The 22418-nt window shown below is 68.9% G+C and carries 21 protein-coding genes; 14 read left to right on the plus strand and 7 right to left on the minus strand.

The genetic code is table 11. The features are described 5' to 3' along the window. Window positions 1-233 precede the first annotated feature (233 nt). Window positions 234-557 (minus strand): hypothetical protein, encoded by a 324-nt coding sequence (locus ABEB16_RS04975; RefSeq protein WP_345711163.1) that lies wholly within the window; start codon window positions 555-557, stop codon window positions 234-236. Between the two features lie 72 nt (window positions 558-629). On the opposite strand from ABEB16_RS04975, the gene ABEB16_RS04980 reads away from it, so the two are divergent. Continuing rightward, window positions 630-1529: a hypothetical protein gene (locus ABEB16_RS04980; protein ID WP_345711164.1), complete on the plus strand. Its 900-nt coding sequence runs from the start codon at window positions 630-632 to the stop codon at window positions 1527-1529. 20 nt (window positions 1530-1549) lie between these two features. Here the strand turns inward: ABEB16_RS04980 and ABEB16_RS04985 are convergent, their stop codons facing one another. The 3 genes from ABEB16_RS04985 to ABEB16_RS04995 form a co-directional block, all read right to left on the minus strand. After that, window positions 1550-2362 carry a DUF1883 domain-containing protein gene (locus tag ABEB16_RS04985; RefSeq protein WP_345711165.1) on the minus strand — a complete coding sequence of 271 codons (813 nt, stop codon included), beginning with the start codon at window positions 2360-2362 and terminating at the stop codon, window positions 1550-1552. A gap of 238 nt (window positions 2363-2600) precedes the next feature. After that, on the minus strand, window positions 2601-3860 hold the full coding sequence (locus tag ABEB16_RS04990; protein ID WP_345711166.1) for a hypothetical protein: 1260 nt from the start codon (window positions 3858-3860) through the stop codon (window positions 2601-2603). After that, window positions 3857-4270, minus strand: coding sequence for a hypothetical protein (locus ABEB16_RS04995; protein ID WP_345711167.1), 414 nt, complete (start codon window positions 4268-4270; stop codon window positions 3857-3859). Before ABEB16_RS04995 ends, ABEB16_RS04990 begins: the two co-directional genes overlap by 4 nt. Before the next feature lie 293 nt (window positions 4271-4563). Between ABEB16_RS04995 and ABEB16_RS05000 the strand changes: the two genes are divergently transcribed. From ABEB16_RS05000 to ABEB16_RS05040, 9 genes are all read left to right on the plus strand, one after another. Then, window positions 4564-4980 carry a hypothetical protein gene (locus tag ABEB16_RS05000; RefSeq protein WP_345711168.1) on the plus strand — a complete coding sequence of 139 codons (417 nt, stop codon included), beginning with the start codon at window positions 4564-4566 and terminating at the stop codon, window positions 4978-4980. Next, on the plus strand, window positions 4980-5273 hold the full coding sequence (locus ABEB16_RS05005) for a hypothetical protein (protein ID WP_345711169.1): 294 nt from the start codon (window positions 4980-4982) through the stop codon (window positions 5271-5273). Before ABEB16_RS05000 ends, ABEB16_RS05005 begins: the two co-directional genes overlap by 1 nt. 119 nt (window positions 5274-5392) lie before the next feature. After that, a complete protein-coding gene (locus tag ABEB16_RS05010; protein WP_345711170.1) occupies window positions 5393-6070 on the plus strand; it encodes a DUF8175 domain-containg protein in 678 nt (225 codons plus the stop codon). Between the two features lie 62 nt (window positions 6071-6132). After that, the gene (locus ABEB16_RS05015) at window positions 6133-7263 is read left to right on the plus strand and encodes a hypothetical protein (protein WP_345711171.1); all 1131 of its coding nucleotides are present in this window, start codon (window positions 6133-6135) and stop codon (window positions 7261-7263) included. Next, window positions 7260-8780 (plus strand): SCO6880 family protein, encoded by a 1521-nt coding sequence (locus tag ABEB16_RS05020; protein WP_345711172.1) that lies wholly within the window; start codon window positions 7260-7262, stop codon window positions 8778-8780. The genes ABEB16_RS05015 and ABEB16_RS05020 overlap by 4 nt, the downstream gene beginning before the upstream one ends. Continuing rightward, window positions 8777-10264: a hypothetical protein gene (locus tag ABEB16_RS05025; protein WP_345711173.1), complete on the plus strand. Its 1488-nt coding sequence runs from the start codon at window positions 8777-8779 to the stop codon at window positions 10262-10264. Before ABEB16_RS05020 ends, ABEB16_RS05025 begins: the two co-directional genes overlap by 4 nt. Next, entirely contained in the window at window positions 10261-12033 is a 1773-nt protein-coding gene (locus ABEB16_RS05030) for a type IV secretory system conjugative DNA transfer family protein (protein ID WP_345711174.1), read from the plus strand. Before ABEB16_RS05025 ends, ABEB16_RS05030 begins: the two co-directional genes overlap by 4 nt. Then, window positions 12030-12488 carry a DUF4913 domain-containing protein gene (locus ABEB16_RS05035; protein ID WP_345711175.1) on the plus strand — a complete coding sequence of 153 codons (459 nt, stop codon included), beginning with the start codon at window positions 12030-12032 and terminating at the stop codon, window positions 12486-12488. The genes ABEB16_RS05030 and ABEB16_RS05035 overlap by 4 nt, the downstream gene beginning before the upstream one ends. A gap of 189 nt (window positions 12489-12677) precedes the next feature. Continuing rightward, complete coding sequence (locus tag ABEB16_RS05040) at window positions 12678-14489, plus strand: glycoside hydrolase family 26 protein (protein WP_345711176.1); 1812 nt, start codon at window positions 12678-12680, stop codon at window positions 14487-14489. A gap of 53 nt (window positions 14490-14542) precedes the next feature. On the opposite strand, the gene ABEB16_RS05045 is transcribed toward ABEB16_RS05040, so the two are convergent. After that, window positions 14543-14839 carry an HD domain-containing protein gene (locus ABEB16_RS05045; RefSeq protein WP_345711177.1) on the minus strand — a complete coding sequence of 99 codons (297 nt, stop codon included), beginning with the start codon at window positions 14837-14839 and terminating at the stop codon, window positions 14543-14545. Between the two features lie 73 nt (window positions 14840-14912). Here ABEB16_RS05045 and ABEB16_RS05050 point away from each other — a divergent pair, with 73 nt between their 5' ends. Genes ABEB16_RS05050 through ABEB16_RS05060 form a run of 3 tightly spaced genes read left to right on the plus strand, consistent with a single transcriptional unit; the run spans window position 14913 to window position 16976 of the window. Then, complete coding sequence (locus tag ABEB16_RS05050; protein WP_345711178.1) at window positions 14913-15368, plus strand: NUDIX domain-containing protein; 456 nt, start codon at window positions 14913-14915, stop codon at window positions 15366-15368. After that, window positions 15340-15996 carry a GIY-YIG nuclease family protein gene (locus ABEB16_RS05055; RefSeq protein WP_345711179.1) on the plus strand — a complete coding sequence of 219 codons (657 nt, stop codon included), beginning with the start codon at window positions 15340-15342 and terminating at the stop codon, window positions 15994-15996. Before ABEB16_RS05050 ends, ABEB16_RS05055 begins: the two co-directional genes overlap by 29 nt. 59 nt (window positions 15997-16055) lie before the next feature. Beyond that, window positions 16056-16976 carry a YDG/SRA domain-containing protein gene (locus tag ABEB16_RS05060; RefSeq protein WP_345711180.1) on the plus strand — a complete coding sequence of 307 codons (921 nt, stop codon included), beginning with the start codon at window positions 16056-16058 and terminating at the stop codon, window positions 16974-16976. A gap of 108 nt (window positions 16977-17084) precedes the next feature. Here ABEB16_RS05060 and ABEB16_RS05065 read toward each other — a convergent pair whose 3' ends face one another. After that, a complete protein-coding gene (locus ABEB16_RS05065; protein ID WP_345711181.1) occupies window positions 17085-18611 on the minus strand; it encodes a UvrD-helicase domain-containing protein in 1527 nt (508 codons plus the stop codon). After that, window positions 18611-20551 carry an AAA family ATPase gene (locus ABEB16_RS05070; protein WP_345711182.1) on the minus strand — a complete coding sequence of 647 codons (1941 nt, stop codon included), beginning with the start codon at window positions 20549-20551 and terminating at the stop codon, window positions 18611-18613. The genes ABEB16_RS05065 and ABEB16_RS05070 overlap by 1 nt, the downstream gene beginning before the upstream one ends. Window positions 20552-21022: 471 nt before the next feature. On the opposite strand from ABEB16_RS05070, the gene ABEB16_RS05075 reads away from it, so the two are divergent. Next, on the plus strand, window positions 21023-22285 hold the full coding sequence (locus ABEB16_RS05075) for an IS256 family transposase (protein WP_345711183.1): 1263 nt from the start codon (window positions 21023-21025) through the stop codon (window positions 22283-22285). The last annotated feature ends 133 nt before the right edge of the window (window positions 22286-22418 follow it).

Here is a 22418-nt window from a genome sequence, read left to right on the forward strand (position 1 = left end):
TCGCCTCTGTTGCCTTCGTCCTCACCCACCTTCAGTTACCAACCCGGTGAGAAAACCTCATTGTGAGGTGTCGGACGCATATGAAGATGATGGTCAAGCAAAGTAGGGAACCTGCTGCCTGTTGGGCAAGCCACTGCCGGTATCACCTGACCATGCAGCGAGCCCTGTTCCACTATGACGCTGGCCGCTACTAGGATCGCGACATGGCAGATGAGCAGGAGGCTCCGCTGGAGCTACGGCTGTACGGGATGATGCAGGCCCTGATGGCTGCCTACGCTAATCGCGAGACTCCGCCGCCCATCCCAGAACGTGGCGCCGTCGAACAGCAGGATGCTCTTGATGCCGTGATGCAACTCGCAGCCGTTATCGACGAGTTTACTCAAGCTGGTGGAATCCCACCGGAACGGGGAGTCCATGCTGGTGCGATGCTCATGGTCGTCCGCGACTACATTAAGCCTCTGCCACCAGGCCTTGGCGCAGATGGCCGCGACCGACTCACTGATGATCTCCACGACCTGGTAGCTGTGCTCCGCCAGGCCCGCCAGAACTTTGGGCACCAAGGCTAACTATGGCAGCGCCATCCTCTGGGAGAGACTACTCGGCATGAGCTACACCATGGCAGCGGTTCGATGAAGGCATCGGCTCAAGAGCGTGAGAGCATCCAAAACTACTTCGCCTGGCAGATGCCCGATGATCCCGTCATTCACCTAGAGAAGGTGGCTGTCGAGCGGGTCGGCTCGACGCTGCACGACATCTGGGATGTTCACTGCACCGACAGTCGCTGGTGGGCGATTAGCGGCCCGCTCAACTACTACTCTCAAGAAGACTTTAAGAGCCGCGACGTCGCCTTGACCTTCCACGTCGGCCTTACGGTCAGGATCGCTAGCCGTGAGGAGGTACCAATCGCCGAGGAAGCGACGGCGCTCCTTCCTAAGGCGTGGCGCCTCTGGGAGCAGTCCATCGACTCGCTGGACGGTGGCCGCGAGGCCGAGGACTTCCAAGCAGTGGGGGTGCGGCTACGTGAGTCGATGATCACGTACGCCCGGGAGGTCGCCGACGACGACCTGGTACCAGCTGGTGAGACGGCTCCCAAGGCAGCTGACGTCGTGGGATGGACGGGCCTGCTCGTCGCCTACCTCGCTGCCAGTGCGTCCTCGACCGATAAGCAGCTGCGCTCCTACCTCAACAAGCTAGCTCGAGAGACGTGGGACTACGTCAACCAGCTCACCCATGCCAAGAACGCCAAGAGCTATGACGCGCAGATCGCTGTCGCGGCGGTGAGTCACTTTCTGGCCACGGTCACCGCCGCGCGGCTTCGGTGGATGGTCGGTGACAACGCGCGCTGCGAGGACTGTGGCTCCTACCGGATGGCGGTTGGCACGTGCATGCGCTGTGGGTGGGTCGACGAGAAGTACGTGGCCCCAGCGCCGCGGGAGGTCAGCGACGAGGAGCTAGCGACCCGCCTCGCCGAGCCATGTACCCCTAGCTCTGACATTTCCACGTTCATGTCCCCTGATGACTACAGGTAGCCCATCGCGCTCATGGCCTTTCATCCCACAAGCTCGTCTTCGTCCTCGAAGAGGTCTGGGCGGACACGTCGGGCGATCTCCTCGGCGATCTGTGCCACGGTGCGGTCCGTCGTCGAGCGGGCCACCTTGTCGGCCAGCGAGGGGCTCTGCGCCATGACCTCGTCGCGGGTGATTTTGTGCCAGATGGGCAGCAGGTTCTGCTCGCCGGCGATCGAGCGCGTGACGATGCCGTCGAGCTCGTACTGTGTCCACCCCTTGGCGAAGAAAGATGTGGAGAGGATGACGACGCCGAAGGCGCTGCGGGCGAGTCCCTGGTCGATCTTGCGTCGCAAGCTGTCGCCGATGCCCATTTCAAAGGCGTCGAACCAGACCTTGACACCCAAGGCGTCCAAGGCGTCACGCAATGGACGGGCGATGTCAGCCTTGTCCTCACTCGCGTGCGAAATGAAGACGTCCCAGACCTCACCGGTTGCCACGACCTGCGCAGGAGGTCGCTCAGCACGCACTTCGGAGAGCGGCGCAGTACGTGCGCTACGCGCAACCGGCAGCGGCGGGGGCTCGACACTCACAGCAGAGCGCACGCGCGCGTTGGGCTTCATGCCCATCAGGTCGACAGTGACATACCAGTGACCGGCGCGGGGGATGATCATGCGGTGCGGTGACGTCTTCACCAGTCCGCCGTCGGCCATGCGGTAGCTGCGCCCGGCTTTGAAGGCGCTGAAGGCCGCGGAGTCGAGCAAGCGCACATTGGCGGCATTGCCTTGCAGCGTCACCACCACCACCGAGCCGCGCTTGAGCTGCTTGAGGTCGTAGCTCGTAAAGTTGGTGATCATGGCATCTCCCTACGCTTGTCCCTGTAGGAACAGTAGGCCAGGGGGCCGACATGTCCGCTCAACTGATACTTGCACCAGCCACTTATCCGCCATCGGCGTCATCATCTCAAGCACCTCGGCGGAAGAGGTCACCGTCGGCCACTCGCGCAGGCCGCGGCGCGGTTGTTATACAGCCGCGCTGCCCAGCCGCGAGTAGGCACTACCCTTCTCCTGCACGTCGAGGGAACTCACCCAGCGGTTAACGAGCTGGCGGCAAGAACCCCCCTGTACTCAGCTTGCCGCCGAGCCCGCGATCTGACCTGAAAGCTCCATGTCCAGCGACAGCGCAAGTCGAGGCCGCAACCTCCCGCAACACCCCCACCACGTGCGGCATCGCCGTCGTCCGCACCACCCGCCACGACCCGCTCTCTTGCGCCTCGCTCCACGAGTAGCACGTCGCCCAGCTAGCGCTCTCAACCCGCCGCTCGACCGCCGCAGCCGTGGCCCCGGCCAGCCGCACCACCGCTGCTGACGTCGGCTCGAGCAGCGCGAGCGGCACCGCTCCGACTGTCAGTCCCCGAACGCACTCCCCCGCCTGCTGCACCGGCCGCGGGTCCGGGCGCTCCAGGCCTGCCATCGCCCTGTCGGACCGATCCCACGCCCCGGCCAGCGCCGTCACGTGCCGGCGCAACCCGTCGGCCAGTGCGGCGTATTGCTCCTCCCCCATCGCGCGGGCTGCCCGGTCGGCCTGCTGCGCCAGTCCGACGCCCATCCGTACCTGGGCGGTGAGGAGCATCGCGGTGTGCTGCGGGCTGATGCTGGCGCCGGCCGTCAGCAGGTCGTGCAGCCGCTGCAGCCCGCGGAGCGCGTCCTCCGGCCCCCGAACGGGCACGACCGGCATGCGGTCGAGCCGTTGGGGTGACGGCGCCTCCCAAGAGGCCGCGCCGTCGCTGGCCGCGCGGCGAAGGACGCTGCGGGCCGCAAGCCCCAGGCCGGACTGCTGGGCGAACCCGAGGTCACGGGCGACGTCGTCGACACCGGCGCGTGTGGCCGCCTGGATGACGTGGCGGTCGAGGTGGGCCAGCGCCAGCGCGACAACGGCCACGTCGGCGACGGCTGCCCGGCCGGCGGCACCGCTGGGCTTGGCAGGGCTCTCCGTCCAGGCGATGTGCGCCTGGGTCGCGGCGGCGCCGAGCCGTTCCCACCGTGCCGCCGCTGAGCGCGGGTCGACAGCCGCGACGATCTCCACAGGGCTGTAGCTGCGCGCCTCGCGGGCGCTGACCCGGAGTGCGCTCACGAGCACCCGCTCGGGACGCAGGTGGAGCTCGGCGAGCGTGGCGGGCGACTTCGCGGACACCTTGAGCACGTCCTCGATCACCTGCCGCGCCAGCGCGAGGGCAGCGCCGCGACCGTGAAGGGCGGCATCCACTCCCATGCGGGTGCTCTCCACCGGGCTCGGGATCGCGCTGAGCTCCGCGAGATGCGCCGTGACCTCGTGGACGGCGGTCGCGGTGCTCACCGCAAGCCGGCCGGCGTGGTGAACCAGATCGGTGTGGTGAGTTCCTGCAGCGCGAGCAGCGCCCGGGCACGCTGCCCTGCGTCCAACGCCGAACCGACGAGCAGCTGCAGGGCCGCGACTGCCTCGTCGTGCAGAACTCGTCCCGCCGAAGTCGCCAGCGCTGGCTCCGCCGGCGGGTAGGGCGGCCACACGTCGTCGAGCTGGGCCAGTGCGCACGAGGCGACGAGGACCGTCGCGCTGTCGCTGGCCTCGTCGGCCAGCGACACGAGCAGCGACCGCGCGATCGCCACGTCAGCGGGCACCGCGGACAGCGCTGGCTCGACGATGGCTTCTCCAGGCTGCGTTCCATCGGTTGGGGGGGTCATGACGTCACCTTCCTGCGTGAGTTCGTCAGCTGGCCGGTTGTCCACAGCGGCGGCGTGTGCTCCGTGTCCACAGAACTGCCGTGGTTCGGGTGCTTCCGGTTCTGCCGCGTGACAGACCTGACAGTGCCAGGTACTGTCCTGGCATCAACTCATGTGAACGCGGGAGCTGTCCAGTGACAACTGACCAACACTCCGCCGGGATCGTGCCGCGCGCTGCCGGCCTGAACTCCGCCGCGAGCACCGGAGGCGGTGGCGATGCGTCCGCACACGGCATCGTCGTTGCAGCGCATGGTGGATGCGGCGCCACGACTCTGGCGAGGCACCACGTCGTGCGTCCGGTGCTGCGCGAGGTTCCGCTCTTCGAGGCGCTGCACGACGGCACCGCGAACACCCCGCTCTGCGTCGTCGTGGCAGCCGCCACCGCGGACGGAACGGCACGAGCTGTGCGAACCCTGCACCGGCTGGAACTCAGCGGATTCGACAGCGAGGAGCTCCACCTGATTCTCGTGCGGGACGGTCGCGGTCCGATGCCGACCGCGGCGCGAGCCCGCATCCGCCTGCTGTCCTCCGTCGTCGCGGGCGTGGACGTCCTGCCGCACGTGCAGCGCTGGCGCTACGAGTCCGGTGACTCCAGGACGCCGTCTCGCCGCTACGACCGGGCTGTCGAGCAGTTCGCCAGCCACCTGGCCGAGCGGTCCGCCACCACCCCGCAGTTCTCCGCCACCGACCGCCGCTTCCTCGAGGAGACCTCCTGATGTTCTCCACCTCCACCCCGTCCCCGAGTTCGCCCACCGTTCAGATCCCGAACCCCGCGGCAGCTCTCCCGCCGGGCGCCGCCGAGGAGGTCGCCCTGTTGCTCTCCTGGCTCAAGGGCATCGGCATCGTCGGCGGGGCCGCCGGGCTGGTCATCTGCGGAATCATGATGACGGTCGGCCGTCGCAACCGATCGGCCATGGCTGCGGACGGGGCGGCGGGCATCCCGTGGGTGCTCGGCGGGATCAGCCTCGTCTCGTTCGGGGCGGGGGTCGTCGGGGCGGTCGTGTCCTGATGGCGGCGCGGATCATCCCGCTCCGCCCGCCGGAGTGGGCACCACCCGACCCTTACCGGGCACCGATCACAGCCCAAGCTGGTCCGGCGCGCGTCCGTCGTGGCCGGCGGTGGGCGGTCGTGGTCATCACCGCGCTGGCCGTGGTGGCCTTGGCGGTGGCCGCGCTGGTCACCGGCCTGCCGGACCGCTCGACCCCTCCCGCTCCCCGTCCACGAGCGGCCGCGCCGATCGCACCCGCAGCGACGCTGACCTGGCAGCAAGTGCAGGGCGTCTACTTCCCGGTGTCGGCCGTCGACGGCCCCACCCGCGCCGTCGGGCAGCGCGTCGCCGGCTTCTCCGACACCGACCTCGGGGCGGCGCTGGCCGCCGTGCACCTGGTGTACCGCGCCAGCGCAGCACCCGGGCCCGCGGTGTTCGGCCCGACGCTGCGCGAGCAGGTCGTCGGTCCGGCCGCAGCGGACCTCGGCCGTGCGGTGCAAGCGGAGTACGAGCAGGCGCGGGAGAGGTCCGGGCTGCCGGAGGGCGCCCCGCTGGGCGAGGGCCGGTCCTCTTTCGTCGGCTACCGGGTGACCGCGCTACCCGAGGGCAACCGCAGCGTGCGGATCGTGCAGCGCGCCCCGGACGAGAACGGTGTCGAGCAGGCCTACGCCTTCGACGTCGTCCTCACCCGCGTCGACGGCGACTGGAAGGTCGTCGCGCCCTCGACCGGCACGTGGAACACCGCCTTCAGCCGGCTGTCTGACGTTCCCGCGGACGTGATGCTCTTCGAGCCGGCGTCCCCGGACGGAGGTGCCTGATGCCCTGCGGTCCGCTGGATCCACTCGCCTGCGCACAGGGCGCCGTATCCGCCGCTACGGCCGTGGCTGCCGGTGCGGCGGGAACGACGCTGGGGAACACGTTCGCCGACGCGATGCGCGAGGGCGCGACGTGGGTCATCAAGACGACGGTCGGCTGGTGGCTGGAGGTGCCGTCCATCGAACTGGACGGTTCCGCTGCCGTCAGCATCCGCGAGTACGTCCTCTGGCTCTCGATCGCCGTAGCTGGCGCCGGGGTGGTGTGGCAGGGGCTGCGCATGGCCGTGCGCCGCAGCGCCGAGCCCCTGCTCGACGTCGGCCGTGGTCTGGCTGCGCTCGCGATGTGGGCGAGCATCGGCATCATCGGCCCCGCAGCCGCGCTGCGCCTGGGCGACGCCTTCTCCGTGTGGGTGCTCGACAAGGCCGCCAGCGGGCAGATCGCCGACCGGCTGGTGCAGCTCGCCAGCCTCGCCGACGTCCACTCCGCCGGGGCCGTCATCGTGCTCGGTCTCATCACAATGCTCGTCGGTCTGGCGCAGGCCGTCGTCATGATGTTCCGCGAGGGCGCCGTCATCGTGCTCGCCGGGCTCCTCGTCCTGGCGGCCGCGGGCAACCTGACGAACTTCGGCCGGCCGTGGCTGTCCAAGCTGCTCGGCTGGATGCTGGCGCTGATCGCGTTCAAGCCCGTGGCCGCGCTCGTGTACGCCACCGCCCTGGCGATGACCGGCGAGAGCACGGATCCGCGCGCTGTCGTGGTGGGGCTGTCGATGATGCTGCTGAGCATCGTCGCGCTCCCCACGATGATGAAGCTGTTCAGCTGGGCGACCGGCACCGCCGGTGGGGGCGGTGGCCTGGCCAGCGCTCTGCACCTGGCCGCCGGCGGTGTGCAGGCCGTCGGGGTGCTGCGCTCGAACGTCGGAGCGGCCGCCGAGGTCGACGGCGGCCCGAGCGCCGCCTCGGGGCAGGCCGCTTCGATCTCCCGTGACCTCGGCAGCGCGAGCACCATCCGCAGCACCGCCGGCGGGTCCAGCGCTGCAGCATCCGGCGCCGGTGCCGGCGCGGGTGGAGCCGGTGCGGGTGGTGCGCTCCTCGCCGCACACCTGGCCAAGGAAGCCGCGGGCGAGGCGCGACGGGCCACCCGCTCGGCCACCTCCGCGATGACCGACCACGACAACGGAACGGACCGCAGCGCATGAGCACGACCACCGCGACCGGATCGCGCCCGGTCACCGCTGCCCACGACAGCGGCGTCCTCCGCACCTACGGCGGCTGGCGCCGGACCCGGGGTATCGGGCTCTTCGGCCTCGGCTCCACCGCGACGGTCGTCGTGATGGTCTGCGCCGTCGTACCCCTCATCGCCCTGGGCATCAGCGTCCGCGCCGGCCTGATGCTGTGCGTGCCGTCGGGCGCTGTCATCGCCGTGACCTGCACACGGATTGACGGGACACCGATCCTGCACGTCGTGCTGCGCCGCGCGCAGTGGATGTGGGCGTCGTGGCGCGGCTACCCCAGCCTGCGCGCGGGGGTCCTCGTCGAGCACCCCTCGGCCTGGCAGCTGCCCGGTGCGCTGGCGGCGACACGGTTGCTGTCGTGCGAAGACGGCCGCGGCGGCCACTTCGGGCTCATCCACGACGCCCGCACGGGTTTCCTCACCGCGACGTTGCGCTGCGCCTCGACGTCCACGTGGCTCGTCGACGGCGGCGACGCGGACGCGTGGGTGGCGAACTGGCACTCCTGGCTCGCCTCCCGCGGGTTCGATTCGATGGTGCAGTGGGTGGCCGTCACCGTGGACACCGCCCCTGAGCCGGGCTCGACGCTGGCCCGCAACGTCGCCGAGCGCCTCGACCCCGGTGCACCGGCGGACGTCCTGGACCTGATGCGTGAGCTCGTCGAGGTGTCCCCGGCTGCGTCCGCCGACGTCGAGACGCGCGTATCCATCACCTTCGACCCCGCCCGCGCCGGAACCCCGCTCACCGAGCTGGCGGACGCCGCGGCGGAGGTATCCCGCTCCCTCGTCGGGATGGAGGCCGCGCTGTCGGAGTGCGGTGTCACCGTGCTGGGGCGGGCCCGCGCCGAGGACCTCGCCGGGACCGTGCGGGTCGCGTTCGACCCGGCCAGCCGCGGCGACGTCGAGTCCGCCCTCTCCACCGCGACGGACGTTCCCCTCACGTGGGAGGCGGCGGGACCGGTGGCGGCGGAGGAGGCGTGGGACCACTACCGCCACGACAGCGGGGTGTCGGTGTCGTGGGCCTGGCACGAGGCCCCGCGGCAGCAGGTCACCTCCAACGTGCTGGTGCGGCTCATGTCACCGTCGCGCTACCCCAAGCGCGTCACGATGCTCTACCGGCCGCTGTCGGCGGGTGCGGCGGCGCGCCTGCTGGAGGACCAGGTCAACGCCGCCGCGTTCCGGGAGGCGTACCGGCGCACGCAGGGCCGCGACGCGACCGCCCGCGACCAGGCCGACCACGAGCGCGCCGTCACCGCCGCCCGCGAGGAAGCCCTCGGCGCCGGTGTGATCCTCATGAGCCTGTACGCGACCATCACGGTCACCGATCCGGCCGATCTCGCGGCCGCCGTCGCCGACCTGGAGTCGCGCGCGGACCAGTCGAAGGTGCGGGTGCGGCGGCTGTTCGGTTCCCAGGCCGTCGGGTTCGCGACCACCCTGCCGGCGGGCGTCTACCCGCCGCACGTCGCCGGAAGGGTCCTGCGATGAGGCTCCGCACCGCTCGCGCACCTCGTCCGGCAGCGGGCGGGGCGGTGCAGGTGCCGCCGGCGTGGGGCTGGCGCACGCGCGGCGCCGGTCGCCTCGGGCACGTCACCGCTGCACCGGAGTACCAGGCGACCACCGTGCAGGCGTGCGGGCTGTTCCCGTTCGTCGCCGGCTCCGGCGCACCGAGCATCGGCGTGCCGTTCGGCCGGCACATGATGTGGGGTGAGGCCGTCTGCCTGGACCCGTTCTCGTGGCTGGACAGCGGGCTGGTGACCAACCGCGGCATGACACTGCTCGGGCAACCCGGCACGGGCAAGTCCGCGGCGCTGAAGCGGCTGGCCCGCGGCCTGATGGCGTTCGGTGTCCGGCCGCTGTTCCTCGGCGACCTCAAGCCGGACTACTCCGCGGTGGTGACCGCCGCCGGCGGACAGGTGCTGCGGGTGGGGCGCGGCTTGGACCGCATCAACCCCCTGGACGCCGGTCCGCTCGGCGCGGCGGTGGCGCGCATGTCCGGGGAGGCGGCGACCAGGCTGCGGCTGGAGGTCCGCGGCCGGCGGCTGTCGGCGACGTTGGCGCTGTGCTCCCTCGTGCGCCGCCACGAGCGGCTGAGCAACGGGGAGGAAACCGTCCTCGGCGCCGCGGTCGACCTGCTCACCGACCGCCTGCCGGCCGGCGCCGACCCCACCGTCCCGGACGTGCTGCAGGTGATCCGCGAGTCCCCCGACCGGCTCATCGCAGCCGCGGAGGTCGACGACGAGGCCGCCTACCGGACCGAGACGAAGGCGCTGCGCCAGACGCTGGCACTGCTGTGCGAAGGCTCCCTCAAGGGCGTCTTCGACGGCCCGACGACCCGGCCCATCGACCTGGACAGCCCGGCGGTGAGCGTGGACATCTCCGCCGTCGCAGCCTCCGGCGACACCCTGGTGGCCGCGGCGATGTTGTCAACCTGGTCGTACGGCTTCGCGGTCATCGACGCCTCCACCGCTCTCGCCGAGGCCGGCCTCGCCCCGCGGCGGCGCTACTTCGCCGTCATGGACGAGCTGTGGCGGGCGCTGCGCGGTGCACCTGGCCTCGTCGACCACGCCGACGCCCTCACCCGCGTCTACCGCGGCCGCGACGTCGCCCACGCGATGGCCACCCACTCCCTCGACGACCTGTCCGCCCTGCCGAGTGAGGAGGACCGCGCCAAGGCCCGCGGGTTCGTCGAGCGCAACGCCATCACCGTGCTGGCCGGCCTGCCGCCGCGGGAGCTGGAGGAGGTGACCCGTGTAGTGCCGCTGTCCGCCCGCGAGATGAGCATGGTGTCGTCCTGGTCAGCGCCGGAGTCCTGGCAGACCGGTGCCCGCCACCCCGGCCGGGGCAAGTACCTCGTGAAGACCGGCCAGCGCGTCGGGATCCCCGTCGAACTCGAGTTCGTGGGTGACGAGGCCTGGTTGTACGACACCGACCACGCCGCTCGCCCGCAGCATGACGGGGCCGGCTCGTGACGCGGCCGCTGGAACCCCGGGGCGTCGGCCTGCCCGCCGGGACCGGCACGCCGCTGCTGGTCGTCGGTGCAATCTGGGGTGCCGTGGGTCTCGGCGGGTTGGTCTGGCTGGCTGGTGGCGCGGCGAGCTGGCTGACCGGTTCCGGGTGGCAGGTGCCGCCGTTCGACACGACCAGCGCCGGACGCTTCGTCCGGGGCGGCCCGGCGGTGCTGTGGCCGGCAACTCCCGCCTGGCTGGTGTGGACCCTGTCTGCTGTCAAACTCGCGCTGGTCACCGCCGTTGTCGCGGTGGTCGTCGCACGTCGCGACGGCCGCGCCAGGAGCGGCCTCGCGGGGCTGGCGCAGGTGCAGCACCTGCTGCCCCGCGCCGTGACCGAGCGCGCCCGCAGCCTGCGCCTGGGCTTGCCGCGCAGCGGCGAGGTGGCTCCCGAGGACACCGGGCTCGCGCTGGGCCGGCTCGGGGCGCGCGGCCCGGAGCTGCGGGCGTCGTGGGAGGACGTGCTGCTGGCGGTGATGGCTCCGCGTGCGGGCAAGACGACGTCGCTGGCGGTGCCCGCGGTGCTCGCCGCGCCCGGCGCAGTGGTGGCCACGTCGAACAAGGCCGACCTGTGGGCCGCGACCGCCACGCTGCGCGCCGTCGACACCGGCGAGCCGGTGTGGGTGTTCGACCCGCAGGCCATCACCGGCGCCCCGCGCACCTGGTGGTGGGACCCGCTGCGCGGCCTCAGCACCGTGGAGGAGGCCTCCCGCCTGGCGGGGCACTTCATCCAGGAGGTGCGCGACGACCGCACCGGCAAGGACTTCTGGACGTCGGCGGCCCACGACCTGCTCGCCGGGCTGTTGCTGGCCGCGGCGTGCTCCGGGCGCGACCTGCGTGACGTGTACGAGTGGCTCAACGACCCGGTCATCCCGACCCCGGCCGCGCTGCTCGCCGAGGCGGGGTTCACCGCCAGCGCCGCCTCGCTGCGTGGCCGGCAGAACGGTGCACCGGAAACCCGCGACGGCGTCTACGAGACCGCGCGCACCGCCGCGCAGTGTCTGCGCGACGACGTCATCCTCGCCTGGGTCACCCCGCCCGGGGCGGACCTGGCGGAGTTCGACGCCGCCGGTTTCGCCACCACGCGGCAGACGCTGTACCTGCTCTCCAAGGACGGCGCCGGGGCCGCCGCGCCACTGGTGGCCGCGCTCACCGACCGGGTGATGCGCGAGGGCGTGCGCGCCGCCGAGCGCCGCGGTGGGCGTCTCGACCCGCCGATGGTCATCGTGCTCGACGAGGCCGCCAACGTCTGCCGCATCGCCGACCTGCCCGACCTCTACAGCCACCTCGGCTCCCGGGGCGTCGTCCCGCTCACCGTGCTGCAGTCCTACCGGCAGGGCGCCCGCGTCTGGGGCGAGGCCGGCATGGACACCCTCTGGTCGGCGGCCACCGTCAAGCTGCTCGGCGCCGGCCTGGACGACGCCAAGCTGGCCGAGGACGTCTCCCGCCTGGTCGGCGAGCACGACGTCACCGTCCGCTCCTACTCCGACGGCGAGCGGCGCCGATCCACCTCCACCTCGCTGCGCCGCCAGCGCATCCTGCCGCCGGAGGACCTGCGCGCCCTGCCGCGCGGCACCGCGCTGCTGCTGGCCACCGGCACCCGCGCCGCGCTGCTGCAGCTGCAGCCCTACTACCACGGCCCCCGCCGCGACGAGATCGCCGCGGCCGTCAGCGCAGCCACCCGGCAGGTGCAGGAAGCCCGCGGCAGCGCGGAGGGGGTGAGCGTGCGGTGAGCGCATCGGAGGAGGTGCTGCCGGACTACCGGCTCGAGGAACTCGAGGCCCGTACCGCGCGCCTGGAGCTGCGCGTCGACGAGCTCGACGCCTTCTTCCCCACTCCCTCCACCGGCGCGATCGGCGGTGAGGACGACGAGACGGTCGTCTACCCCGATCTGGCGTCCTGGGTGAGCGGGTTCTTCGCGCCCACCTTCGCCCGCGCCGTCGGTGGTGAGGCGCGCTGGTGCGCCCGCTGGGCCGAGCACCGTGAGGCCGTCTACCGATTGCAGGCGCTGTGGCGGGCGTGGGAGGCGCTGCGCACCGACGCCCGCACTGGCCACGCCCTGTGGCTGCGCGACCACCTCGACCCCCAGCTCGCCGTACTCCTCAGCGCCCGCGGTCCCTTCGCCCAGTGCACCGCCACGCGCCACGAAGCGCTTCTGGCGCTACCGAGCGCCTCTCCCGGCGGCTGAGTCCGCCCCTCGATCTCCACGCCGCTGCGACGGCGTGGTGCCGACGCATCCGCCCCGCAGTGGCAGCTGACGGGACGGACGCGTCGACCAGCAGGCCCGCGACGACGGCACACGCCGCTCGCCGCAACGCCGTGCTGGGTCCCTGCTTCGACGATCGGCCATGAATCAGACCCTCGACAGGAGGACCACGTGCAGTCTCCCCACTCCCGCCCCACCGCGACAGCCCGCCGCCTCACCCTGGCGGTCGCGACCGCGCTCGCCGCGGCCCTCACCTGCCCGACACTGGCCAGCGCTAGTTCCCCCACCCCAACCGCGACGTCCTCGGCTTCGCAGGAGGGCTGGCTGTCCTTCACGGTCAGCGGTGAAGACGCTGGCACCCGCATCTACAGCAGCGGCGTGCCCGGCGGTGGGCGGCTGGTCTCCTACTGGCAGATGCCCGGCCAGGACAGCACGGCCAGCAGCCACAGGCTCACGTTCACGATCCAGGAGGACGTAGTCCTCGCCCGCGCCGCCAGGCTCATCGACGGCACCATGGTCCCCGCCGCCGGCAGCGACAAGGCCATCACCACCGAGCGCACCGGCTCGGCCACGACGGTCACCGTGGTCAGCGACGGCACCGCCGACGAGCTCTACCTGCTGCCCGCCACCGCGCCGGCCGCCGCGGCCGCGGAGGACCAGGGCGCACTCAACGCGTTGTGGGGCAAGGTGCTTGACCTCATCGGTGCCGACAGCCCTGGCGCCGATGGCTCCGGTACGGGCGACTCGGGCAGCGACGAGGAGCCCCCCTCCCCCGCTGAGACCGGCACGCCCGGCCCCACTGCCAGCGCGTCGCCGGCCCAGGACGACCCTGAGCCGGACGCCTGCTCCTCCGACGGAGCGGAGCCACTTGAGGAGACGTCCCCCGCCCCGAGCGACGACACCGCAGACGGCGGACAGGCGCAGGACTACGCCGTCTCCGACGGGCCGAGCGCCGCGCCGACCTTCAGCGCCCAGACCCGCCAGCAGGCCGCCGAGGCCTCGGCCCAGGAGTGCGACGACCAGCCGGCCGACAGCCCAGCAGCTCCGGTGGGCGTGCAGCGTCCCGACCTGGCCGAGGGTGACTGGGAGTCCGGCGCCGCGGGTGACCCCGAGGGCATCGCGGCGCTGCGGAAGGGTCAGCCCGCTGAGATCGCCACCACCTGGGCCAACGGCGGCAGCAACGCCATCACCGTGCCGCAACTGCAGGACGGCGGGGAGTACAGCAAGGCCGCCTGGAACAAGTCCCTCATCGTTTCCGTCTCGCCCTTCGAAGCCGGCGGCTCCTGGGCGAAGGCCGCGCGAGGTGAGTACGACGATGAGTGGCGCCGGCAGCTGACCAACATCAAGACAGGCTGGGGCGGCCGGGACGGCAACCTGTACCTGTCCTTGGCCTGGGAGCTCAACGGCAACTGGTTTCCCTGGGCTGTCACCCGTGAGGAGACCGCCGCCTTCCACACCGCCTGGGCGCGCTACCGCACCCTGCAGCGGCAGATCCTCCCCCAAGCGCTCCTGACGCTGACGTTCAACCGCGAGTCCAACGGCTACGACGGCGACGCCCGCGACCTCATCCCCACCGGCAAGATCGACGCCTACGGCGTGGACTACTACAACCACTTCCCCTATGCCGCCACCGCCGCCGACTTCCAGTCCCAGCTCGACGACCGCGACGGCGGCGGTGGCCCCAAGGGCTTCACCGCCCACCGGCAGGCTGCCGCTGCGGCCGGGGTGCCGGTCATCGTGCCGGAGTGGGACGGTTCGGCTAAGAACGGCGACTCCCCCGACTTCATGGCCGGCATGTACCAGCAGTTCAGAGACAACGCCGGCCCCAGCGCCGGGCAGGTCGCCGCGGAATCGCTGTTCGAGATCGACAAGGACGGCGGCAACTGGACGCTACTGAGCGGCACGAAGATGCCGCAGTCCGCCGAGGCCTACGCGCGGCTGTGGGGACAGGGCACCGACAGCGGAACTGGCGTCGACCTGTAAAGGTATGCACTCGACATCGGCCTGGTCCTCGAAGTCAGCTTCGAGGACCAGGCCTACCAGTGTCCATGGCAAAACTCCGGATCTCGGCCAAGGCCGTGATCCTTCAAGCCATCGTCACCTGATCGTGCATCAGTCCCCCTGTCGAGCGGGTGGAAGCCTGTGTCGACGAGCGGAGGGGCGTAGCCGACGTCGTGCAGCCACGCGGCCGCTGCGACGACGTCCGGGTCCAGGCGGAGCCGAGCGGCGTAGTCGGCAGCCGTCGCGGCGACCGCCTGTGAGTGCTGCCAGCGACGCGGCAGGGCCTCGGCGAGGTGCTCCTCCGCGAGAGCCCAGGCAGCGGCGACGTCCACGCCACGATGCTGCCAGCCTGCACCGACCCCGACGTCCTACGGTCAGCATGTGACATCCGATGCCGGGCCGCCCATGGCGACGCCTCGCGTGGCGGCCGGGGTGATCTACCGCGATGGCCGCGGGCACGTCCTGCTCGTGCAGCCGACGTACAAGGACGACTGGGACCTGCCCGATGGCTACGTCGAGCCCGGCGAGAGCCCGCTGTCCGCTGCTCGCCGCGAGGTCGTCGAGGAGCTGGGGATCGAGCTGTCCGTGACCGGCCTGCTGTTGGTCGACTGGGCGCCCCACCCGAGCGAGGGCGACAAGCTGCTCTTCATCTTCAACGGCGGCGTCCTCTCCCCCGCCGACCGCGCCCGCATCGCAGCCGATCGCCGGGAGATCAGCCGCGCCGACTGCCACGACCCTGCTGCTCTCGACGAGCTCACGCCTGACCGGCTCGCTCGGCGGATCCGCGCTGCCTTGCGGGCCGGCTCGGCAGGAGCGGGGCACTACGCCGAGCATGGCGCCGCGGTCATGCCGACGTCGTGACCGGCAGGACTGTGGCCGCGGCATCGGACACGATGCTGTGGTGAGCGCTAGTCTCCTCGCCCCCGCTCGGCTCTGGACACGAGCGGAAGTGCTCGGACGTCCCTGCCCCGTACCAGCGGCGGCGGGCGTGTATGCCTGGTACTTCGATGACACCCCGCCCGGCGTCCCCGTTGAGGGATGCCACCGTGTGGACGGGATGGTGCTGTTGTACGTCGGGATCTCCCCCAAGCGCCCACCGGCCAACGGCGATTCGGCGAGCAAGCAGACGCTGCGCAGCCGGGTGCGCTACCACCACCGCGGTAACGCCTACGGCTCCACGCTGCGGCTGACGCTCGGCGTCCTCCTGGCCGACGAGCTCGGTATCGGCCTGCGCCGTGTCGGCAGCACCGGCAGCCGGCTGACGTTCAGCGACGGCGAGGCGGTGCTCAACGACTGGATGGCCGCGCACGCCCGCGTGTGCTGGGTCGAGGACCCACAGCCGTGGCTGTTGGAGACACCGCTCATCGAGGGCGTAGACCTGCCGCTCAACCTCGCGCAGAACGCCCACGGCAACTTCCACGCGGAGCTGAGCCAGGCACGTGCACGGCAGCGTGAGCTGGCCCGGTCGCTGCCTGTCCTTCCGCGCTGACGGTCATCAGGCAGGGGACGCCCCGTCTCGACGTACGAGCACCAGAGGAGCACACCACGATGGCAAAGCACTTCGGACACGTCCCCGGCGTGCAGGTTGGATCTGCCTTCGCCACACGCCGAGCCCTACATGACGCGGGCGTCCACCCTCCCATCCAGGCCGGCATCCATGGGACGGCCGCCGAGGGCGCGGACTCGATCGTCGTCAACGGTGGGTATCCCACTGATGAGGATCAAGGCACCGTCATCCTCTATACCGGGCACGGTGGCCTCGACCAGGACAAGCGTGTGCAGGTCGCTGACCAGACGCTCAGCGACGCCGGCAACGCCGGCCTTGTACGCAGTGAGCTCGATGGCCTGCCCGTTCGGGTGACGCGCGGCTTCCGCGGTGATTCCGCCTACTCCCCCAAGAGCGGCTACCGCTACGACGGCCTGTACAGGGTGGATGAGCACTACCCCGCCACAGCCAACGGCTACCGCGTGTGGATGTTCAAACTGACCGAGCTCGACAATGATGCCCCGCCCACGTCAGCTGCGGTCGGCGACGCCGGCGAGGAGCACGGGGGCCCCGTCGCGACCGTGACGAGCACCGTCCAGCGACAGGTTCGCAACACGAGCATCGCCCAGGACATCAAGCGCCTGTATGACCACACTTGTCAGATGTGCGGGCAGCGCACGACCGTCGCAGGTGGCGCCGGCTACTCGGAGGGCGCACACATCAAGGCCCTCGGCAAGCCGCACCACGGCCCCGACGTCCGCAGCAACGTCCTGTGCCTGTGCCCTACATGCCACGTCCGGTTCGACAAGGGCGGTCTCTACCTGCTGGACAACCTCACTGTCGTCGACGCCGGGACCGGTAGCGCCCTCGGCATACTGACGCGTCGCAAGCAACACACCATCGACGTGGCATACGTGCGCTACCACCGCGAGCTGTGGGCATCCGCCGGCTCGGCGCAGCCCGAGCAGGCGACCCTGCTGTGAGGACTTTCTCTACTCCGTCAAGGCGTCGGCGGTGGAGCGGCGCCGAGCTGCGGCGCTGGCGCGCCGGTCTCGGCGCCGCTCCACCGTGCCCGTACCGCTTAAAACCATTCACGCTTGCCTTGGAAGTGCCTCAGCCGTCCAATTCCTCGCTCGAGTGCACGCGACGTATAATAGTCGATGGCGCTCGTCGGCCGGGTCGAGCCCCCGCTCTAGGGCTGCCCGCTCCGCATCTGCAAGGCGAACCCCGACATTATCCCACTCCCTACCCTTAGCTTGATGGATAGTCAGTCCCGGCAAGCAGGCTCCTTCAGCCTTCAATCGAAGCGCCAATCGACGCAGCCGGATCGTATAGTTGTGATGCGCCTTGGCGGGAAAAGTTCGCTTAGTTTCGCCCTCCATGACAGATATTAAGTCATAGTATGCGCTATTGAAGTCAACTTTGGTCGTCGCAGCAGAAAGCCTCCCCAAAATGCCGGCAAACGGCCCCTCGAGACGTCCCATAGCGGCCGCATCGGCGATTCCCAGAGTCACGAGGGCATCCGCGAGAAACGTCGCCTCGACACCGAATAGCTTCTTTGTGACTTGATTCAGAAGCAGCGTCGTTGCCGCCTCGACGGCATTTCCCTTAGCGCCTCCCCATGCGAGCGGCAAGACGGTATCGCCGAGAGTCCACAGCTCCTCCCACTGACTCGACAACATCACGTCAAATCCCACGCCATTCTCCACCTGAGGAAGGACGACACCACGACCCGCGCGCAAGTCAGTCGCAATTCTGCTCTGCGCGCCACTGCGCCAGCGGAAGGACTGAGAAAGTGGCAACGTCACCATCTCAGTTTCTTCGATCAGCGCCGGCACCAAATCAGGTCTCGCGCCCCGAAAACCGTATAGCGCCTGCCATGGATCTCCAATGATCGTCACATCAGCACCGGCGTCAACCGCCGCCTTGATTACGGCAAGGTCCAGTGCATTAGCATCGTAAACCTCATCAACAATTAGGGCTTTGACGCTTTGCGCGAGACGGCGACGAATCGCCTCTTTAACGTCAGGGCGTCGCAGCGAGACCATGAGTACTCGCCGAACATCATCGTGCGTGCAATGCCCCAACTGCACCGCCTCCCGCATGGGAAGCGGCTCTGGTCGCATCCTTTTCGATTCTTGCCGCCACATGTCGACGAAGGCTTCACCGGATTCCCGTACGGAAACACCCCACTCAAGATCCATAAGACTATACCGAACAAGCACTCTCCACGAATCATGCACCCGCAGAGTGAGATGCCCACCTGGCCATGACACAAGTCCACACGTCAATAAGTGCGATAGCAAGTCATGGAGCAGCGTGTCGATGGTTGTAATGCGATGCGGCCATGTAAGAGCAGTCGGGCCCCAGGTCCGCCGAACACGCCTTTGAAGTTCTCTCGTCGCCGATCGCGTAAAGCTGACTGCAACTACGGCGCGATTATCCAGCCTGCCCTCGATGAACCGATGCGGCCGATAACGCATAACACCAAAGCGCTGGGCCGCCACGGTCGTCTTGCCAGACCCGGGAGCCGCTTCTAAGAATACGCAACCCTGACTCGTGGCAGCAGCAACCAGTTGCTCGTCCGTCAGGGCATTGAAATGGGAATCGACGGCCACTATGGCGTTCCCGTCACGTCAAAAACACCCGACATTGCGGCGGCTTCGGTATCCGAGGTTCCACTAGGAGCACTCTGGTCATCGATCCCTGAAGGCGTGAAATCGGGGCGGAGGAAATTGAGCAATGCCTCGACGTGAGGAGGCACATTAACCGATCTACCTGAATCGCGCGCGGAGATTAGTTGCTCCGCAAAGGCGAGGGCGAATTCGCCCTTTTTTCTGGCCCCAGGCCCCGCTGCGAGCGCCGGTCGTTCCTTGGTGGCCACGCGTGCACTTCGGAAGGCGTCTCGTACCCGCTGCGCAGTGATTGGCCCCTCGACCTCAAGGTTGATGGCGTCGAGGGCAGCCTGCACCAGGGCCTCATTGCCGGGAGTAACGGCCGGCTCCAACGTCGGATGACTGAAGAACACTCGCACTACTTCAGGATCGTGGTCCGCAACCCACGCCGGCTCGGCGGGCGCCTCATCAAAGTCCTTGTCACTATCAGAGAGTATCGCCAAGCGTTGACAGAGTTCATGGTTGCGAGTCGCCAGAAGCCGGACGGCCCAGGGGCCAACTCGAGTACCTATGGGAATAATGGTCAGCGCGTCAACGAATGCCTGCTTGTCGAAGTCTCCATCCGCCCATGCCCAGGCGAGCTCGCGAAGCACCGCCGCTTCCGTGACGCCTTCGACGAGGACAAGTCGCTCAGCAAATAGCGACGATGACCGATTTGCATCAAAGTGTAGTCGGGCCTTTCGAAGTACCTCATCGCGGCTACTAAGAGGAATCAGAGCAACGCTTCGACTAATCCGCCGGCCACTGTTGAGGCGCCTTAGGACTACCACATCCTCCGGCTTCGCGGACGTGACAATATCTGTGGAGTGACTTGAAAGAATTATTTGGAGCTCTGGGCGCTCGAGAGCGGCCCTCCGAAGATGCCGGACGAGGGCATGCTGAAGTTGGGGATGCAGATGCGCTTCAGGCTCCTCAATAACAATTGTGGCATGGAAGGGCTCATCTTGGAAGAAGGAATCTTCGGCAGTTTCCGCTTCTTCACGAGCCTGAGCCAGCACACCTCGGGCGCGGTCGGCATCGCCTATGGAAAACTCGTCCGCGCCCGCGTCTCCCACTCCAGCGGAGTCACCAGCTGGCGTTTGCGGAGTGACCTCGACGTTATTGCCATCAGTCTCGAGATTCGCAATTTTTGAAGCATCCGGGATAGCCGCCAGCGTGACGGCAACATGCAACAAGTTGACATACCCAAGGCCCGACACGTCAAGCGGTCGCGCATTAGGGCGACCCTCAAGCACTGACAGCATCAGTTCGAGTACGCGCGCCAGGTAGGCGTCGTCTACTCGCTGACCTCTGACATAGGGCCATTGTCGGTGTACGCCAGAGGTCAGCGCGCTTAGATGAGCAGTAATCCGCTCCTCGACCGCTTCGATGAGCGGGGTAGAGCTCAACGACTCCAATAGCACCCAAGCTCGCGTCCGAAGCTGACCAAGGTTGCGGGATCCATTAAGGCGCTGTTGCTGTGCACGGAGAAGCTCCACGAGAATCCGCGCCTCACGACGGGCAAGCTCGTCGATTGGGTTCCGATGTGCCGGCAAGTAGATCAACTTGACGGCCGAAGAAAGATCGTGACCGACATCCCATTGCGACCGTATTGCACCCAAGCTTCGAGAGAGTGTCTTTCGCCAGACTGCGGCTACGTCACCCGGCTGGAGCGCACCAGACTGAGACAGGAGTTGAGCGCCAAGCGGCCCTTCAATTTGAGAATCGTCCTGCAACCTGTACTCGACATCAATACTGCGTTCGCCACTACCTAGGGCAGAGGCACTCAACCGTCCCAGTAAGGGGAAGGTCTCACCGTGACCTAGATAGGCAGCGTCACTGAAAGTTGTTTTTCCTGCACTGTTTGCACCTACGAGGATGGCGAAGCGTCCTGGGAGCTGCACCTCGAGTTCTGAATCTGCGCTAGCCCGAAAACCGCGCACGGACAGTCTACTCAAGTACATACTGCTCCTAAGCTACCTCTAGCAACGCGAGTATGGGCGTGCTCGCATGCTACCCAGCAGCGATCATGTGCCGTGCCACGTCGGCCAGATCGGGGCCTTGCAGCTACCGCCTGCCCCTCGAGGCACCGTGTGACCGGCCCGCCACGGCGCATGTGGCCCGCATCCCCCTGGCGCGGGAGAGCCTTACCGTGTCGCTAAGAAACATCGTCGTTATGGAGTCCACCATTGCATGACGACTCGTCACTGCAGCCAAAGGAGTAGCGAGGCCAGTAGCAGGGTGAGTCCCTTGGAGTGGTGTAGCTGAGGGTGGCCTTCCTCGGCGGGCTGGTGTGTCGCACCGGCAGCAGGGAGGGCCATCGCGTGAGGCTCTGCGAGAAGCCGCCAAGCACCTCGTAGAACAGGACCCACACGATGACCCTCGAGCACCAGTCTGCCCTGTCCGCTCTTGCGGAGGCACTCACCGATGCCGACAGCGGCGATCTCATGCGCCGGCTGCTGCAGGGCGCTTTGCAGGCTCTCGTCGACGCCGAAGCCGAGGCCCACATCGGTGCCGGGCGCCACGAGCGGGCCTCCACGCGCACCACCCAGCGCAATGGGCTGCGGGAGAAGTTGGTGGCCACGACCGCCGGCGACGTGAGGGTGAAGATCCCCAAGACGCGGACGGGGTCGTTCTTCCCCTCCCTGCTCAGCCCCCGTCGGCGCGTCGACGTCGCGCTGCACGCCGTCGTCATGGAGGCCTACGTCCACGGCGTCTCGACGCGGAAGGTCGATGACCTCGTCGCCGCTCTCGGTGTCGACTCCGGCCTCTCCAAGTCCGAGGTCTCTCGCATCTGCGCCGATCTAGACGGTGAGGTCGCCGCCTGGCGCAGCCGCCCCCTGGATGGACAGGCGGTGCCATACGTCTTCTTGGATGCGACCTACTGCAAGGCCCGCATCCGCGGGCGGGTCGTCTCCCAGGCCGTCGTCATCGCCACCGGCGTGACCTTGGATGGGCGCCGGGAAGTGCTGGGTTGCAACGTCGGTGATGCGGAGACCCTGGACTTCTGGAAGGACTTCCTCGCCTCCCTACGCGATCGCGGCCTGCACGGAGTCCAGCTCGTCATCTCCGACCAGCACCGCGGCCTGGTCACCGCGATCGAGCAGACCATGACCGGCACCTCCTGGCAGAGGTGTCGCGTCCACTTCATGCGCAACGTCCTCGCCAAGGTCGCCAAGGGCCACACCGACGCCGTCGCCGCAGCCGTCCGCACCATCTTCGCCCAGCCCTCAGGACCGCTAGTCCGCGAGCAGGTCGACGTCGTCGCCACCATGCTCACCGGCCAGTTCCCCACCGTCGCCGAGATGCTCCGCGAAGCGAAGGAGGAGATCACGACCTTCGCCGACTTCCCCGAAGCGCACTGGCGCAAGATCTGGTCCACCAACCCGCTGGAGCGGCTGAACCGGGAGGTCAAGCGCCGCACCGACGTGGTCGGCATCTTCCCCAACACCGCCGCCCTGCTACGGCTGTCAGCCTGCGTGCTGATCGAGACCCACGACGAGTGGCAGGTCGCCGACCGCCGCTACCTCTCCGAGGCTTCCATGGCCCAGCTCACCCCGCCGGCCCCCACCGCACTACCCGCCCACCCGACCGCCAGCCAGACCAGCCTCGACACCACCGCTGCCCTCACGGCATAGTCCGCCCAGCAGCGCCTCACGCGCCCACAGCTACACCACCCCACGGGACGCCATCTGCACAGTCCACGAGGGTCGGATCTTGACCCGCTTCTCCGGACACCGACCTGAGGCGATGATGTCGCCCAGAGAGGAG

The sequence above is a fragment of the Kineococcus glutinatus genome (genome assembly GCF_039542765.1).
Classification (GTDB): Bacteria; Actinomycetota; Actinomycetes; order Actinomycetales; family Kineococcaceae; genus Kineococcus_A; species Kineococcus_A glutinatus.

Bases quoted from the DNA above. Each gene is read 5' to 3' on its own strand.
- ABEB16_RS05075 (WP_345711183.1), top strand. From the start codon at position 21,023: ATGACCCTCGAGCACCAGTCTGCCCTGTCCGCTCTTGCGGAGGCACTC.
- ABEB16_RS05050 (WP_345711178.1), top strand. From the start codon at position 14,913: ATGGCGACGCCTCGCGTGGCGGCCGGGGTGATCTACCGCGATGGCCGC.
- ABEB16_RS05020 (WP_345711172.1), top strand. From the start codon at position 7,260: ATGAGCACGACCACCGCGACCGGATCGCGCCCGGTCACCGCTGCCCAC.
- ABEB16_RS04980 (WP_345711164.1), top strand. From the start codon at position 630: ATGAAGGCATCGGCTCAAGAGCGTGAGAGCATCCAAAACTACTTCGCC.
- ABEB16_RS05005 (WP_345711169.1), top strand. From the start codon at position 4,980: ATGTTCTCCACCTCCACCCCGTCCCCGAGTTCGCCCACCGTTCAGATC.
- ABEB16_RS05055 (WP_345711179.1), top strand. From the start codon at position 15,340: ATGGCGCCGCGGTCATGCCGACGTCGTGACCGGCAGGACTGTGGCCGC.
- ABEB16_RS05060 (WP_345711180.1), top strand. From the start codon at position 16,056: ATGGCAAAGCACTTCGGACACGTCCCCGGCGTGCAGGTTGGATCTGCC.
- ABEB16_RS04985 (WP_345711165.1), bottom strand. From the start codon at position 2,362: ATGATCACCAACTTTACGAGCTACGACCTCAAGCAGCTCAAGCGCGGC.
- ABEB16_RS05025 (WP_345711173.1), top strand. From the start codon at position 8,777: ATGAGGCTCCGCACCGCTCGCGCACCTCGTCCGGCAGCGGGCGGGGCG.